This window comes from Kribbella sp. NPDC003557 (assembly GCF_040610805.1).
Lineage (GTDB): Bacteria > Actinomycetota > Actinomycetes > Propionibacteriales > Kribbellaceae > Kribbella.
Window position 1 is genome coordinate 119506 of the sequence record NZ_JBEXMY010000005.1, and the last position, 14296, is coordinate 133801.

Consider the following 14296-nt stretch of genomic DNA (forward strand, 5'->3'; position numbering starts at 1 on the left):
TGATTGCTAATCTCCCCGTCCACTGATCTGAACGGGGAGATTGGCGTTGACGTCTGCTGCGAGCACGGAGGCGGGCCTGCGGGCTCGCGCGCGCCAGGCGCTCGGCCTAGCGGTCGGCGTGGCGGCGCCCGAGGCAGTGGCCCTGCGGGACGGCACGCTGCGGTTGCGGCACTCGCGGGAACGCCTGGCCCGTAAGGCACTTCGCCGGCTGGAACGCCGGCTGGCCAGGCGAGCGGCGGTGGTCGGCGACGACCGGCTGGTCGCCGAGGCGGTGGCGTTCGTCGGGGCCGAACTCGACCGGGTGCGCGGCGGCCGGGCCGCGGACGGTGCGACCGCCGGTCTCGACGCCCTGCTGGACCTGCCGGGTCTGCCGGCGAGGCAGCAGCGCGAGGCCCGGGCTCTGCTGCGGGACGTGCTCGACGGCAATCGCTTGGAGTCCGATGCCGATCTCCGGCGGCTGACCAACTCACGAGCCCGGCAGGAAGGTTCGGAGCGGCCGTTCGCGGCGGATCTGGTCGCCGGTGCCCGCCTGCTCGCTCGTGACGCCGAGCGCCTGGACGCGCCGGCAGCCGGAACGTTGCGGGCACCGGGGCGTGCACGTCCGGAGGTCGGCGGCCGGCACCTGTCAACTGGCGCTACCGGGTTCGGCGGCGCGATCCGCCGGTTCGTGGACGGCGTACGGACGGGAGCCCGGGCGAACCGTGCGGAGCGGGACCGCCGGGCGCAGGCGCAGTACGAGGAGTTCCGGCGGCTCGGTGCCGAGTGGCGGGACACCCGGGCCGGTCTGGGCGGACGCCCGCTCGCCGAGGTCGAGGACGAGTTGACGAACCTGTCCGCCGCCATCCGCCGGGCCGGGCATCCCGCTCCGAGCGTCCCGTGGACCGGCATGCAGGTCGTCGCACCCGCTACGCAGTCTTCGCCCGCGACGACCCTGCGGGAACGCTTCGAGGCACGGGTACGGCGGCAGGTCGCCGACCTAGAGGCAGCCGCGGCGGATCACGCACATCGCGCCGACGTACGGACAGCGAGCGCGGCGGCGGCCCGCGAGCAGGCCGCCGAGTTGTTCGCGGCGGCCGACGAGGAGGCCACCGCACGGGACGCGTCGGCGGCTGAGCGCGCTCGCCGGCTCCGCGTCCGTGGGGTCGCGCGGATCCGCGTCGCCGAGCGCCATACCGAGATCGCGAACGCCTGCACGGCCGCCGCCGATCAGGCCCGCGCCGCGGCCGGAGCGTGCCGTGGTCTGGCGACGGGAGGCGATGCCGAGGCCGCCGTCCGTGAGGTCGAGGCGTACGAGCGGGCGACCGCGGCCACTCTCCCGGCCAAGGATGTGCAGCACAACGGCCTGCCGTCCGGCCGTCTCCCCCACCTGACCAAGTTGTGCGCGGAGCTCAACGAGGCCATCGGCGAACCCAACCGCTTCACACCCGACGTCCTGCACCGGACGCTGCGTGGCGAGAGTCGCCGGATCCTCTCGCCCGACGGCTTCGTCCTGACGGTCCACAACGACCCGCGGGCCGACGTCGACCGGCTGCTGCAGATCCACCTGCAGCTCGATCCCGGCGAGCTCCAGGAAGTGCTGGACAGCCCGCTGACCATCGACGAGGCCCAGGTCGGTCAGGTGGTCCAGGGCGGCTTCAGCGTCGCCACTGCCGCGGCCCGGACCGCGAGTGTGACGGCCGGCGCCGGCCTGCGGACGCTCACCGACGCGCTCCCGGACACGAGCAAGGTGAAGGCAGCGGCCACGCTCGTCTCACCCGGCATCGAGCTGAGCCAGGGCCGCGGCCGGACGGTCGGCGGCGGCGCGACCGAATACGCCCAAACCGGCGCGGTCGAGGCGCTCCGCGGTGAGTTCCTGCGGTACCGCGCGGAGCGGCCGCGCTGGATCTGGCGGATCCGGGAGTCGGCCACCGCCGACTGGTCGGCGCCCAACGTCGTCGACCGCTCGGACACCGCCGGCCGGGACGCGACCACGCTCGACCTCGGGTTCATCCACACCTACACCGTTCCGCCGCCGACCGAGACCACCGACCTGCGGACGCTCGGGCTCGCCGCGGAACGCCGGACGGCGATGCCGGAGCACATGGCCACCCGCGTCGACGGCCTCAACGATCTCTGCGACCGGACGATGGCGGAGCTGCGGCAGCGGTTGGGCGCTCTCGACCGCGTCGGCTACGACCGGCTCCGCAGCTTGATCGCCGAGGACGGGATGCTCCGGCTGGACGAGGCGACCAGGCCCGGCGGCGTCCGGCGCCTGATCACCGACGGCGGCCGGCCGGTGGCCTGGGCGCAGTTGGAGACGGTCGTCGAACTCGACACCGCCGAGCTGACCAGCGACAGCTCGCCGGACCACAAACTGGAGCTGTGGCGCGTCGGCAACTCGGGCGCGTCCGGAAGCCAGTCGTTCAGCTCCTCGCGCACGACCGGTGTCACCGCCAGCAGCCCGATCCTCGACGTCGGCTCGACGAGCGCGGACCTCACCCCGGGACTGCACGCGGGACGGAACACCAGCTACGACGACGTCGCGTCCACTGCCGACCTGGGCAGCCGATGGAGTACCCAGCGGATCGCGCCGACCGTCGGCGTGAAGGTGCGCCTGCGGCACAAGGTCACGGTCCACCGTCTCGACCGCGACGAGTCGTTCACGGTCGACGGTGCGGGCGACGCCTACCTGCGGATGGCGGAACGGGACGCGTTCCGCTACGGCCTCCCGGTCCCGGCAGCGGCTGTGCTCCGCGACGACACCGGCGCCGTACGGCGTGGTGCCGACGGCAGGCTGCTCCTGCGCGGGGACCCGCAGCCGACCGACGCTCCCCTGCGACTCCCGACGTGGCTCGGTAACGAGCCCGGGCAACTGCGCGGCGCCGGACCGGCGATGATCCGCGAGCTCACCGGTGCCGACGACGCACTGCGCGGCTTCCTGGCACACCTGTCGCAGCAGGGGATGATCCCGCCGCTCGACGAACACGGCCAACCGTTGCCCTCGGCCCTTGCCGGTCAGGACGCCGCGCTCGTCCTCAGCCAGGCGGAGAACTGGGAACGCGCCTGCCAGCAGATCGCCAAGCACCGGCTGGAGACGGGGTACGACCACGCCGCGCAGGATCGGCTGCTCTTCCAGCTCACCGAACACCGCACCGGTCACCCGCCGCGGGTCCGGTCCTACCGGATCGCGCTCGAGCAGCACTTCGACCGCGTGACGCCGATCGGTGTCGCCGACAACGACATGGTCGTCAACGTCGACATCGGAGTCAGTACGTCGGGACGCACCGAGACACGGACGCAGAGCGTGCCGTGGTCCGCCCGGCTGGGCCTCGGCAACGCTCCGGCCGCCGGACGGGCCGGGGCCACACCGACGGCCGGCGCGTCGGTCGGGCGGACGTCACGGGGCCGCTCGCTCAGTTCGTCGTCGAGCCGCGGCGCGTACCGGATGACGGTGGCCGAGTCGGGCTCGCAGGTCGCGGTGTTCGACGTACTGCACACCATCACGATCAGCGAGGTCACCGACAGCGGGGCCGTGCCGCTGACATCGTCCGAGGGCAGCGCCCGCGTCTGGCTCGACAGCGAGTTCTGCCGCGGGTCCGGCGAGCCCGCGCTCTCCGTCGCGGGCAAGGTCGAACCGAACCTGCTGGAGACGGCGACCATCCACCACGTCGACGCCCGCGACCCGATCGCCCGGCTGACCGAGGCCGTACCTGCCCTGGCCCGCGCGGACAGCTCCGCCCTGCATCACCTCAGCGGGTTCCTCGCGCCACGCAACCTCGTCGCCCGGCCGGAACTGCTCACCACGGAGTACCGCACCGGACTGGCCGTCGGCTCGGTCCCGTCCGACCCGCTGGACGTGATCCGGCAGCGCGGTCTCACTCCCAGACCGGCCGCGCTGAGCATCAGCACGCGGGTCGAGAACCTCAGGTACGTCGGCACCGGGCAGCCCATCCTCGCCGAGCTCAACGTGACGCTCGCGACCACCGGCAGTACGGCCGGCGACTTCGCGGCCGGCACCGCCGGGATCAGCGCCGGCAGCGGTACGGTCGCGGCCGACGGGTCGTCGTACGGCGGCTCGGCCGGGCTGAACCGGACGACCACCACCTCGTCGAGCGCGTCCGAGTCGGCCACCACCGGCGTCGAGCGGACGTTGATGCGGGACGGACAGCACTACCAGTTCTGGGGCGATCTCGTCCTCGAGGCCCGGCTCCGCGCCGGCGGAGCCGCGCCGCGGACGATCCCGCTCGAGACCGGCGCGGTCCTGCTCACGCTGCCAGAGCGCGACGCGCTGCTGACGTACGGGCGGGGCGAGCTGGATCTTCCGCTGCACCAGGTCTCCGACGCGGTCGAGCGGGTGCTGAACGGCAACCTGCGTCTCCCCCGCCGGACTGCGATCGCGCTGCTGCGGCGCTACCGGATCGACAAGCGGGACGTCACCGACGGCCTCGCCGCCGGGCACACCGAGGACGTGCTGGCGGCCGCGGTCCGCAAGGCGGCCGGTCTCGACCCGCGGCCCGACCAGCGACTCGACGCCGTACTGCGCCGGGCCGAGGAGCTGGCGCGGCTGCGGATCGTGCCGCAACTCCCGCGCCACTACGAGCGGATGATGGGCGCGGCGCAGGTCGACCGGGCCGCGTTCCAGGACCGCGACGGCAACGACACCGACCCGTTCCGCGAGGTCTGCGCGGCGGTCGCGGAGCATTCGCCGCGGGCCATGGACGACCCGGTGCTGGTGAACGCGCTGCGCGGCGAGTTCGCCGGCACCCGGTGGCGCAACCAGCTGGACGACATGCTCGACCCGCGCGGCGCCGTCCGCGAACTCCCGGTCCGCGTCGGCGCGCACACCCGGAACCTCCGGATCCGCGCCCGGCTGCGGTTCGTCGGCGACCCGAGCACCGAGGTGGGCGGGACGCAGGGGCAGACCGGCAACGGGTTCGGCCTCGTCCAGTTGTGGAGCCTCCGCGACCGCGGCCGCAGCACCTCCGCGGGCACGTCGTACGGCGGGTCCGTCGAGGCGGCCGGCTCCGACGGGACGCCGCTGTCGGCCGGTGCCGGTGCGGAGCTGAGCACCTCGACCACTGCGGCCGCGAGCGAGGCGAACACCAGTATCAACACGGGGCTCGCGATCGAGACAGCACGGATCGAGCGCGACTTCGAGCTCTTCCTCGAGATCGAGGACTCGGCGGAGCCGGGTGGGAAGGCCGCCTCAACCACCCGCCGCCGAGCGTCCGGACGAATGACCCTGGCCGTGCCCGCGTCGGTGCTCGATTCCGCTCCGCCACAGCTCGGGCCGCCGGACCACCGGGCCGTGGTCCTGCCCGACCGCTATCTGCCCGAGGGCACCGTGCCGTACCTGCCCGGCGCGGAGGAGGACAACACCTTGTTCGAGGCGGCGTGCGCCCGTCTCGAAGCGCCGGACATGCTCCGGCCCGAAGGCGTCCGGCGGCATGCCACCACGCTGGAGTCGCGGCTCGGCGCCGCGAACCGGATGGTCGAGTTCCGCGAGATGGCCGGCCCCACGGGGCATGAGCTCGTCCCGCTCGCGGTCCCCGGCGACAGCGCCCGGGTGGTCACGGTCCGGGTCCGCGCCGAGCTGTCGGGCCTGGAGCTGGTGTCGGATCCGGACGACGAGTCGAGCACGCAGCTCGGTGAGAACTCCCGCGATCTCCGGGTCAGCCAGCTGACGGCACGCAGCAACCGGATGCTGCCCGGTTCCCGGACGATCGGCGGCAGTACACCGGGCGGCGAGATCAGTGTGAGTGCGACCAGCGGCCGCCGGGTCAGCGAGCAGGACACCGGTACGGTCGGCGCGCGCCACGAGACCGGCGTCTACGAGTCCGGGCAGGTCGTCACGGTCCGGGTGCGCGTCGACTACCACCTGGACTTCGAGCGGCTCCGGCTCGGCCGGCGCAGGCCACCGAAGGTCGAGCGCTCCGGCACGGTACGGCGGGCCGCGTCCGGCGAGGCCTATCTGACGATGTACCGGCACGAGTACGACGCGATGCGGGCGCGGATGGAGGCCGGTGAACGCGCCGGCACCAAGCCGGCCCGGGTGCGGACCGTCCAGGTCCGGGTGGAGGCCGACGAGCAGCATCCGTACCGGCCTCTCGTCGACGCCCTCGACCAGGCCCGGCGCGACGACGTCGACGTCCGGCTGACGGTCCGCGAGGCGAACGGCCGGCGGACCGTGTACGTCGCCCATCCGGACGGCACGATGACCGGCCGCGGCGACGGCGGGTTCGCGGCGGCCTTCGCCACCCTGCATCCCCGACTGGCCCTCCTCGCCGAGGGCCGGGTCGATCTGCGGGCCCTGCACACGCCGGACGCGCCGCGCCGGTTCACCAGCACCGTCGTCGAAGCCCTGCACCAGCACGGCATCCCGGCGGCGGCCCTCGCCGAAACCGACTCCCGGACAAGCCGGACCCGGACGTCGAAGCCACAGCTGCGCAGGAGCCACACCACCAACCCCGCCACCGGGATGACGATCGAATGACCGACTACGACCCGCCGTACGCCATCGCCCGGACGACCACCGAGGTGATGCTCTACCTGGACCTCACCGCGTGCGCGGGCTGCGGCTCGGACGAGGCGTCCTGGCGGCACGATGTCGCCGGGGCCGCGCTGCGGTACGCCGGTGTGTGCGGGCATTGCGGCGCCGGGCGCGAGTACCTGTTCTCGCCGCCCTGCGACGGACTCCTCGACGGCGTCGCGACCTTCGGCGGGCCGGCGCCGTCGGAGCTGATCGACGCCGGGCAGTGGCTGGCGGTCGCCGACTCGATCGCCGCGGAGGTGGCGGCCGTCGACGAGTCCGACGCGGCGCGGAGGGCGATGGCCTACGCCCACGAGGCCGTGCGAGAGGTCCTGAAGTTCGTCGGACCGAACGGCGAAACGGTGCCCGACGAAGCCTTCTGGACGGACGCCGGGCGGGCCGAGCGGGAGCGCGACCCGGGACGCTTCCGGGTCAACCGGCTGCTGGCCGTCCGGGACAGCTACTCCGGCTGATCGACCTCGATCCGGATCGCCCGCGCGTCGGCCCCGGCCTGCTCGAGGACCTTCTGCTTCGGATCCGGTACGCCGAGGAACGGCGGCCGCACCAGCGCGCCGAGCTCCTTCAGGCGCGGGTCGTCGAGCACGGTGTCGACCGCGCGCCGGTCTCCCCCGCACACCAGCACGTCGAGGCGCGCGGGCGCCAGGATCCGCACCGCGACCTCGGTCGCCGCCGCGAACGCCTCCCGGGCCTGGTTGTCCCGCCGGCGCGCGTACCGCTGCTGTGACCAGCCGCCCGCCTTGGTCGTCCCCTGCACGTGCCGCGACCCGACCTTCGAGTCGAGCAGCTTGCCGCCGGCGAACACGCCCACGCCGTACCCGCCGCGCCGGACCAGCAGGACACCGATCCGCCGCTCGGCCAGCACGTGCGCGACGAGCCCCTCGCGGGACAACGCCGCGAGGGGCTCGAAAGGCACGGTGACGACGGCGGACGAGCCGTCCTCGGCCGTCAGCGTGACGCTCTGCGGCGTCACGTCGTACGTGACCGCGCCGTGCCGTTCACCGAAGCCGGTCAGCCACCTGTCCAACCGGTCCGGTGCGACCTGGACGGTCCGGATCACACGTTGAAGCCGAGGGCGCGCAGCTGGTCGCGGCCGTCGTCGGTGATCTTCTCCGGGCCCCACGGCGGCATCCAGACCCAGTTGATCCGGAAGTCGTTGACGAGACCGTCGAGCGCCATCCGGGTCTGGTCCTCGATGACGTCCGTCAGCGGGCAGGCCGCGGACGTCAGCGTCATGTCGATGGTCGCCGTACTGGTGTCGTCCACGGTGATGCCGTAGATCAGGCCCAGGTCCACCACGTTGATGCCGAGCTCGGGGTCGACGACATCCTTGAGCGCCTCGGTCACGTCCTCGACCTTCGCCGGGGTCGTGCCGACCTCCCCCGACTGTGCAGCCTGCGCAGCCTGCGCCGCCTCCAGGTCGACCTCGGGCAGCTCGATCTTCTCGTCGGTCTGGTCAGGCATTGCTCACTCCTTGGTTGGCTGCCCCACTGTTGGCCAGGGCCTGGGCGGTGGCGTCGCGCCACGCCGACCAGCCCAGCAGTGCACACTTCACCCGGGCCGGGAACTGCGCGACGCCCGCGAACGCGACGCCGTCCTCCAGAACCTCTTCGTCCGGATCGACGTTCCCGCGGCCCTGCATCAGCTCGAGGAACTTGTCGTACGTCGCCATGCCCTCCGACACCGGCTTGCCGATCACCAGGTCGGTCATCACCGAGGTCGCGGCCTGGCTGATCGAGCAGCCGACGCTGTCGTGCGTGACGCCCTTCACGGTCTCGCCGTCGAGCTCGACCCGGAGCGTGACCTCGTCCCCGCAGGACGGGTTCACGTGGTGCACCTCCACGTCGTACGGGTCCGCGAGGCCCGCGTGGTGCGGGCTGCGGTAGTGGTCCAGGATGATCTCCTGGTAGAGGCTGTCGAGCTGCATATCAGTCCACCTTGAAGAATTTTCGGACGAATCCGAGGCCGTCGACGAGCGCGTCGATCTCCTCGGGAGTCGTGTACAGGTAGAAAGACGCTCTGGTCGACGATTGCATTCCGAACCGCTCGTGCACCGGCCGTGCGCAGTGGTGCCCGGCCCGGACCGCGATGCCCCGGGTGTCCAGGACGGTCGACACGTCGTGCGGGTGCACGCCGTCCAGCGCGAAGCTGATCGCGCCGCCGTGGTCCTTCGCGTCGGTCGGCCCGAGCAGCGTCAGGCCAGGGACCGTCTTCAGCCCCTCCAGCGCGTACTCGACGATCGCGTGCTCGTGCGCGGCGATCTTGTCCATGCCGATCCCGGACAGGTAGTCGACGGCCGCACCGAGGCCGACGGCCTGCGCGATCGGCGGCGTACCGGCCTCGAACCGGGCCGGCGGCGGAGCGTACGTCGAGCCGGTCATCCGGACGACCTCGATCATCTCGCCCCCGCCGAGGAACGGCGGCAGCTCGGCGAGCAGTTCGTACCGCCCCCAGAGCACGCCGATCCCGGTCGGGCCGACCACCTTGTGACCGGTGAAGACCAGGATGTCCGCGCCCAGCGTGGAGACGTCGACCGGGAACTGCGGGACGGCCTGCGAGGCGTCGACGACCACTGTCGCGCCGACCGCGTGCGCCTTGGCCGCGATCTCGGTGATCGGGTTGATCGTGCCGAGCGCGTTCGACACCCAGGTCAGCGAGACGACCTTGGTGTTCTCGGTCAGCAGCTCCTCGATGTTGCTGAGGTCGAGCCGGCCGTCCTCGGTCACGCCGAACCACTTCAGCGTCGCGCCGGTGCGCTCGCAGGCGAGCTGCCACGGGACGATGTTGCTGTGGTGCTCCATCTCTGAGATCACCACGACATCGCCCGGCTTCAGCGACGCGCCGAGCGTGTGCGCGGCCAGGTTGAGCGCCTCGGAGGCGTTCTTGGTGAAGACGATCTCGTCCCGGTTCGGCGCGCCGATGAACGCGGCCACCTTGTCCCGGCCGCCCTCGTACGCCGCGGTCGCCTCGGCACCGAGCTGGTGCATGGCGCGGGCGACGTTGGCGTTGTGCTCGAGATAGTGATCCTCAAGAGCCTGCACGACCTGGCGCGGCTTCTGCGAGGAGTTCGCCGAGTCGAGGTAGACCAGCGGGAACCCGCCGGCGAGCTCCCGCGACAGGATAGGGAAGTCCGCCCGGACCGATTGCAGGTCCAAGGGACTGCTGAACGTCCGGGCGTCGGTCACTTGGACGCGCCTGCCTTCACGAAGCGCTCGTACCCGTTGGCTTCCAGCTCCTCGGCCAGCTCCGGGCCGCCCTCCTCGGCGACGCGGCCGTCGACGAAGACGTGCACGAAGTCCGGCTTGATGTAGCGCAGGATCCGCGTGTAGTGGGTGATCAGCAGGATGCCCTTGTCGCCCTGGCCGGCGAACCGGTTGACGCCCTCGGAGACGATCTTCAGCGCGTCGATGTCGAGGCCGGAGTCGGTCTCGTCGAGGATCGCGATCTTCGGGTTCAGCAGCTCCAGCTGGACGATCTCGTGCCGCTTCTTCTCACCGCCGGAGAAGCCCTCGTTGACGTTGCGCTGCGCGAACTCGGGGTCCATCTGCAGGTCGCCGAGCGCGGTGTTCACGTCCTTGACCCAGGTGCGCAGCTTCGGCGCCTCGCCGTCGATCGCGGTCTTCGCGGTGCGCAGGAAGTTCGCCACCGACACCCCCGGCACCTCGACCGGGTACTGCATCGCCAGGAACAGGCCGGCCCGGGCGCGCTCGTCGACGGACATGTCCAGCACGTCCTCGCCGTCCAGCGTCACGGTGCCGCCGGTGATGTTGTACTTCGGGTGCCCGGCGATCGAGTACGCCAGCGTCGACTTGCCGGAGCCGTTCGGGCCCATGATCGCGTGCGTCTGGCCGCCGGCGATGGTCAGGTCGACGCCGCGCAGGATCTGCTTCGGGCCGGCCTCGGTGTCGACCGACACCTGCAGGTCGCGAATCTCGAGTGTCGCCATGGTTAGTCTCTGTCTCCGTTGCTTTACAGGGATGCCTGGTTCAGGGGGTTCTTCACGTCGACGAGCACGTCGTCGCCGTCGAGGCGCACGGGGTAGATCGGCACCGGGTCGTAGGCCGGCAGGCTGGTCGGCTCGCCGGTGCGCAGGTCGAAGCGGGACCCGTGCAGCCAGCACTCGATCTCGCACTCGCCGACGTCACCCTCGGACAGCTGGATCTGCGCGTGCGAGCACTCGTCCCGCACCGCGAAGTACTGTCCTTCGCTCTTCACGACCGCCACCTCGACTCCGCCGACCTCGACCGGGATCACACCCTCGTCGGGGACGTCGGCAACGGCGCAGGCGCGCTCGAACGTGTCGCTCATTGGCCGATGGCCGCCTTGGCCGTCTCGCTCAGCTCCGCGGTGCGCGCGAGCTTCTCCTCGATCACGTCGTGCAGGTGGTCGCTGACCTCACCGACGCCGATCTTGCCGATGATGTCGTTGAAGAAGCCGGCCACCACCAGCCGCCGCGCCGCGTCCTCGGGGATGCCGCGAGCCTGCAGGTAGAACAGCTGCTCGTCGTCGAAGCGGCCGGTCGCGGACGCGTGCCCGGCGCCCTCGATCTCGCCGGTCTCGATCTCCAGGTTCGGCACCGAGTCGGCGCGGGCGCCGTCGGTGAGCACCAGGTTCCGGTTCAGCTCGAAGGTGTCGGTGCCCTCGGCCGCGGCCCGGATCAGCACATCGCCGATCCACACCGACCGGGCGTTGTCGCCGGCCAGCGCGCCCTTGTAGAGCACGTTGCTCTTGCAGTGCGTGGCCTCGTGGTCGACGAACAGCCGGTGCTCGTGGTGCTGCCCGGACTCGGCGAAGTACACGCCGACGAGTTCGGCGTCGCCACCCGGTCCGGCGTACCGGACGTTGGTGCCGATCCGGACGATCTTGCCGCCCAGGGTGACCGCGACGTGGTGCAGCCGCGCGTCCCGGCCGACCAGCGCGTCGTGCTGGCCGAGGTGGATCGACTCGTGGTCGCCCTGCTGGATCGAGACGACCCGCAGGTCCGCGCCGTCGCCGACCTTGATCTCGACGTTCCCGCTCAGCTCGCCGGCGCCGGTGTGGTCGATGATCACGATCGACTTGCTGTGCCGGCCGGCCTCGACGATCAGGTGGCTGAAGCCGCGGCCGCCGAGGCTCGCGACGTTCACGTGCACCGGCTCGGTCAGCTCGGCCTCGACCGGGATCCGGACCGCCAGCGCCCCGGGCGCCTGGTTCCAGGCGACCGCGGCGGACCGGTCCTGCGGCGTACCGACCTGCACCGCGTCGGCGGCGACCGTCTCGATCACCACGCCCTCCGGACCGGAGGCGTCGATCTTCGGGGTCTCGGTGCCGGCCGCGTCCTCGAACAGGGCCTTCAGCTGCTTGACCGGGGTGAAGCGCCACTCCTCCTCGCGCCCGTTCGGCACCGCGAAGTCGGCCACGTCGTACGACGTCGGCCGCTCGCTGCGCGCCTGGAGCGGGACCGGCGAACCCGGCCCGTGCGAGTGTGCCTTGTTGCCGGTAGCAACAAGCGTTTCAGAGGTCGACATCAGCCGACGGCCCCTTCCATCTGCAGCTCGATCAGTCGGTTCAGTTCCAGCGCGTACTCCATCGGGAGCTCGCGGGCGATCGGCTCGATGAAGCCGCGGACGATCATCGCCATCGCCTCGTCCTCGGCCATGCCCCGGCTCATCAGGTAGAAGAGCTGGTCGTCGCTGACCTTGGACACGGTCGCCTCGTGCCCCATCGCCACGTCGTCCTCGCGGACGTCGACGTACGGGTAGGTGTCCGAACGGCTGATGGTGTCGACCAGCAGCGCGTCACAGCGCACCGTGGACTTGCTGTGGTGCGAGCCCGGCGCCACCTCGACCAGACCGCGGTACGACGTCCGGCCGCCGCCGCGGGCCACCGACTTCGAGACGATCGAGCTGGAGGTGTACGGCGCGTTGTGCACCATCTTGGAGCCGGCGTCCTGGTGCTGGCCCTCGCCGGCGAACGCGACCGACAGGGTCTCGCCCTTGGCGTGCTCGCCCATCAGGTAAACGGCCGGGTACTTCATCGTCACCTTGGAGCCGATGTTGCCGTCGATCCACTCCATGGTCGCGCCCTCCTCGCAGGTGGCGCGCTTGGTGACCAGGTTGTAGACGTTGTTCGACCAGTTCTGGATCGTCGTGTAGCGGCAGCGGGCGCCCTTCTTCACGATGATCTCGACGACCGCCGAGTGCAGCGAGTCGGACTTGTAGATCGGCGCCGTGCAGCCCTCGACGTAGTGCACGTAGGCACCCTCGTCGACGATGATCAGCGTCCGCTCGAACTGGCCCATGTTCTCGGTGTTGATCCGGAAGTAGGCCTGCAGCGGGATGTCCACCTTGACGCCCTTGGGGACGTAGATGAACGAGCCGCCGGACCAGACCGCGGTGTTCAGCGACGCGAACTTGTTGTCGCCGACCGGGATCACCGAGCCGAAGTACTCCTTGAAGAGCTCCGGGTGCTCCTTCAGGCCGGTGTCGGTGTCCAGGAAGATGACACCCTGCTCCTCCAGGTCCTCACGGATCTGGTGGTAGACGACCTCGGACTCGTACTGCGCCGCGACACCGGCGACCAGGCGCTGCTTCTCCGCCTCCGGGATGCCGAGCTTGTCGTAGGTGTTCTTGATGTCCGGCGGCAGGTCCTCCCAGCTGGTGGCCTGCTTCTCGGTGGACCGGACGAAGTACTTGATGTTGTCGAAGTCGATTCCCGACAGGTCGGCACCCCAGGACGGCATCGGCTTGCGGCCGAAGAGCTTCAGGCCCTTCAGGCGCAGGTCGAGCATCCAGTCCGGCTCGTTCTTGAGGGTGGAGATGCCTCTCACCACGTCCTCGCTCAAGCCGCGCTGAGCGACCGCGCCGGCGGCGTCGGAGTCGGACCAGCCGTACTGGTAGTTGCCGAGGCCTTCCAGTTCGGGGTGAGCGGTTTGCGTCATCGCGTAGTCCTCGCAGATTCGCCGTCGGTTAGCTTGCCAGGGGTCACAGGGGCAGGACCCGGGATATGCCCTGCTGGTATATGAGTCGTACAGACACCGTCGCCGTGGGCGATGGTGGCCAGGCGCTGCACGTGCTTGCCGAGGAGTCTCGAGAACACCTCGGTCTCGGCCTCGCACAGCTGGGGGAACTGCTCGGCCACGTGCGCGACCGGGCAGTGGTGCTGGCAGAGCTGGGCGCCGTGGCCCGCCTCCGCCGTGGAGGCGGCGTACCCGTCGGCCGTCAGGGCCTGGGCGAGCACCTCCGCCTTCTTGTTCTCGGGAGCCTGCGCGAGCAGCTCCCGGTACCGCTCCTCCACCTCGGCGACGCGGCGCCGGGCGAACTCCGTGATCGCGTCGTCACCGCCCGCGTCGGCGATGAACCGCATCGCGGTGGCCGCCAGGTCGTCGTACGCCTGGTGGAAGGCATGCCTGCCGGTGTCGGTCAGCACGAACACCTTCGCGGGGCGGCCGCGGCCGCGCGGGCCGTAGACCCGCTCCTCGCGGGATTCCACCAGGCCCTCGTCGAGCAGGTGGTCCAGGTGCCGGCGGACCGCCGCCGGGGTGAGTTCGAGCCGCTCGGCCAGCACCGCGGCGCTGGACGGGCCGTTGGTCAGGATCGAGCGTGCGACCCGGTCCCGGGTGGACTCGTCCCGCGCGGCGCCGCTGACGGCTCCGGTGGTCGCAGGATTTTTCACAACATCAGTGTCGCGTAATTCCCCGGGGCCTTCAAATAAGGTTCACCTAACCGTTTCCCGCGCTCACGCGGGGCACCGGGGGTAGGCGTGAGCGAGGTCACGTCGGCCCGTTCTCTA

11 protein-coding genes are annotated in these 14296 nt (G+C 71.3%); 2 read left to right on the forward strand and 9 right to left on the reverse strand.

The window, feature by feature from the left end; genetic code table 11:
- Positions 1-46 precede the first annotated feature (46 nt).
- Both ABZW60_RS21230 and ABZW60_RS21235 read left to right on the forward strand, forming a co-directional pair.
- Positions 47-6472: a hypothetical protein gene (locus tag ABZW60_RS21230; protein WP_355479278.1), complete on the forward strand. Its 6426-nt coding sequence runs from the start codon at positions 47-49 to the stop codon at positions 6470-6472.
- Positions 6469-6981: a hypothetical protein gene (locus ABZW60_RS21235; RefSeq protein ID WP_355479280.1), complete on the forward strand. Its 513-nt coding sequence runs from the start codon at positions 6469-6471 to the stop codon at positions 6979-6981. The genes ABZW60_RS21230 and ABZW60_RS21235 overlap by 4 nt, the downstream gene beginning before the upstream one ends.
- On the opposite strand, the gene ABZW60_RS21240 is transcribed toward ABZW60_RS21235, so the two are convergent.
- The 9 genes from ABZW60_RS21240 to ABZW60_RS21280 are packed head-to-tail and all read right to left on the reverse strand — an operon-like array spanning position 6969 to position 14179.
- Positions 6969-7586: an acVLRF1 family peptidyl-tRNA hydrolase gene (locus ABZW60_RS21240; protein WP_355479282.1), complete on the reverse strand. Its 618-nt coding sequence runs from the start codon at positions 7584-7586 to the stop codon at positions 6969-6971. The genes ABZW60_RS21235 and ABZW60_RS21240 overlap by 13 nt on opposite strands.
- Positions 7583-7990: a metal-sulfur cluster assembly factor gene (locus ABZW60_RS21245; RefSeq protein WP_355479284.1), complete on the reverse strand. Its 408-nt coding sequence runs from the start codon at positions 7988-7990 to the stop codon at positions 7583-7585. The genes ABZW60_RS21240 and ABZW60_RS21245 overlap by 4 nt, the downstream gene beginning before the upstream one ends.
- Positions 7983-8453 carry a Fe-S cluster assembly sulfur transfer protein SufU gene (gene sufU / locus ABZW60_RS21250; RefSeq protein WP_355479286.1) on the reverse strand — a complete coding sequence of 157 codons (471 nt, stop codon included), beginning with the start codon at positions 8451-8453 and terminating at the stop codon, positions 7983-7985. The genes ABZW60_RS21245 and sufU overlap by 8 nt, the downstream gene beginning before the upstream one ends.
- A 1-nt stretch (position 8454) precedes the next feature.
- Complete coding sequence (locus tag ABZW60_RS21255; protein ID WP_355479288.1) at positions 8455-9711, reverse strand: cysteine desulfurase; 1257 nt, start codon at positions 9709-9711, stop codon at positions 8455-8457.
- Entirely contained in the window at positions 9708-10472 is a 765-nt protein-coding gene (sufC, locus tag ABZW60_RS21260; RefSeq protein ID WP_355479290.1) for a Fe-S cluster assembly ATPase SufC, read from the reverse strand. The genes ABZW60_RS21255 and sufC overlap by 4 nt, the downstream gene beginning before the upstream one ends.
- Positions 10473-10495: 23 nt before the next feature.
- Positions 10496-10834 carry a non-heme iron oxygenase ferredoxin subunit gene (locus ABZW60_RS21265; protein WP_355479292.1) on the reverse strand — a complete coding sequence of 113 codons (339 nt, stop codon included), beginning with the start codon at positions 10832-10834 and terminating at the stop codon, positions 10496-10498.
- Complete coding sequence (gene sufD, locus ABZW60_RS21270) at positions 10831-12033, reverse strand: Fe-S cluster assembly protein SufD (RefSeq protein ID WP_355479294.1); 1203 nt, start codon at positions 12031-12033, stop codon at positions 10831-10833. The genes ABZW60_RS21265 and sufD overlap by 4 nt, the downstream gene beginning before the upstream one ends.
- A complete protein-coding gene (gene sufB, locus ABZW60_RS21275) occupies positions 12033-13445 on the reverse strand; it encodes a Fe-S cluster assembly protein SufB (protein WP_355479296.1) in 1413 nt (470 codons plus the stop codon). Before sufB ends, sufD begins: the two co-directional genes overlap by 1 nt.
- The gene (locus ABZW60_RS21280) at positions 13442-14179 is read right to left on the reverse strand and encodes a metalloregulator ArsR/SmtB family transcription factor (RefSeq protein WP_355479298.1); all 738 of its coding nucleotides are present in this window, start codon (positions 14177-14179) and stop codon (positions 13442-13444) included. The genes sufB and ABZW60_RS21280 overlap by 4 nt, the downstream gene beginning before the upstream one ends.
- Positions 14180-14296: the final 117 nt, after the last annotated feature.

Coding starts and splice junctions, on each gene's coding strand:
- sufU (WP_355479286.1), bottom strand. CDS start 8,453: ATGCAGCTCGACAGCCTCTACCAGGAGATCATCCTGGACCACTACCGC.
- sufC (WP_355479290.1), bottom strand. CDS start 10,472: ATGGCGACACTCGAGATTCGCGACCTGCAGGTGTCGGTCGACACCGAG.
- ABZW60_RS21235 (WP_355479280.1), top strand. CDS start 6,469: ATGACCGACTACGACCCGCCGTACGCCATCGCCCGGACGACCACCGAG.
- ABZW60_RS21265 (WP_355479292.1), bottom strand. CDS start 10,834: ATGAGCGACACGTTCGAGCGCGCCTGCGCCGTTGCCGACGTCCCCGAC.
- sufB (WP_355479296.1), bottom strand. CDS start 13,445: ATGACGCAAACCGCTCACCCCGAACTGGAAGGCCTCGGCAACTACCAG.
- sufD (WP_355479294.1), bottom strand. CDS start 12,033: ATGTCGACCTCTGAAACGCTTGTTGCTACCGGCAACAAGGCACACTCG.
- ABZW60_RS21245 (WP_355479284.1), bottom strand. CDS start 7,990: ATGCCTGACCAGACCGACGAGAAGATCGAGCTGCCCGAGGTCGACCTG.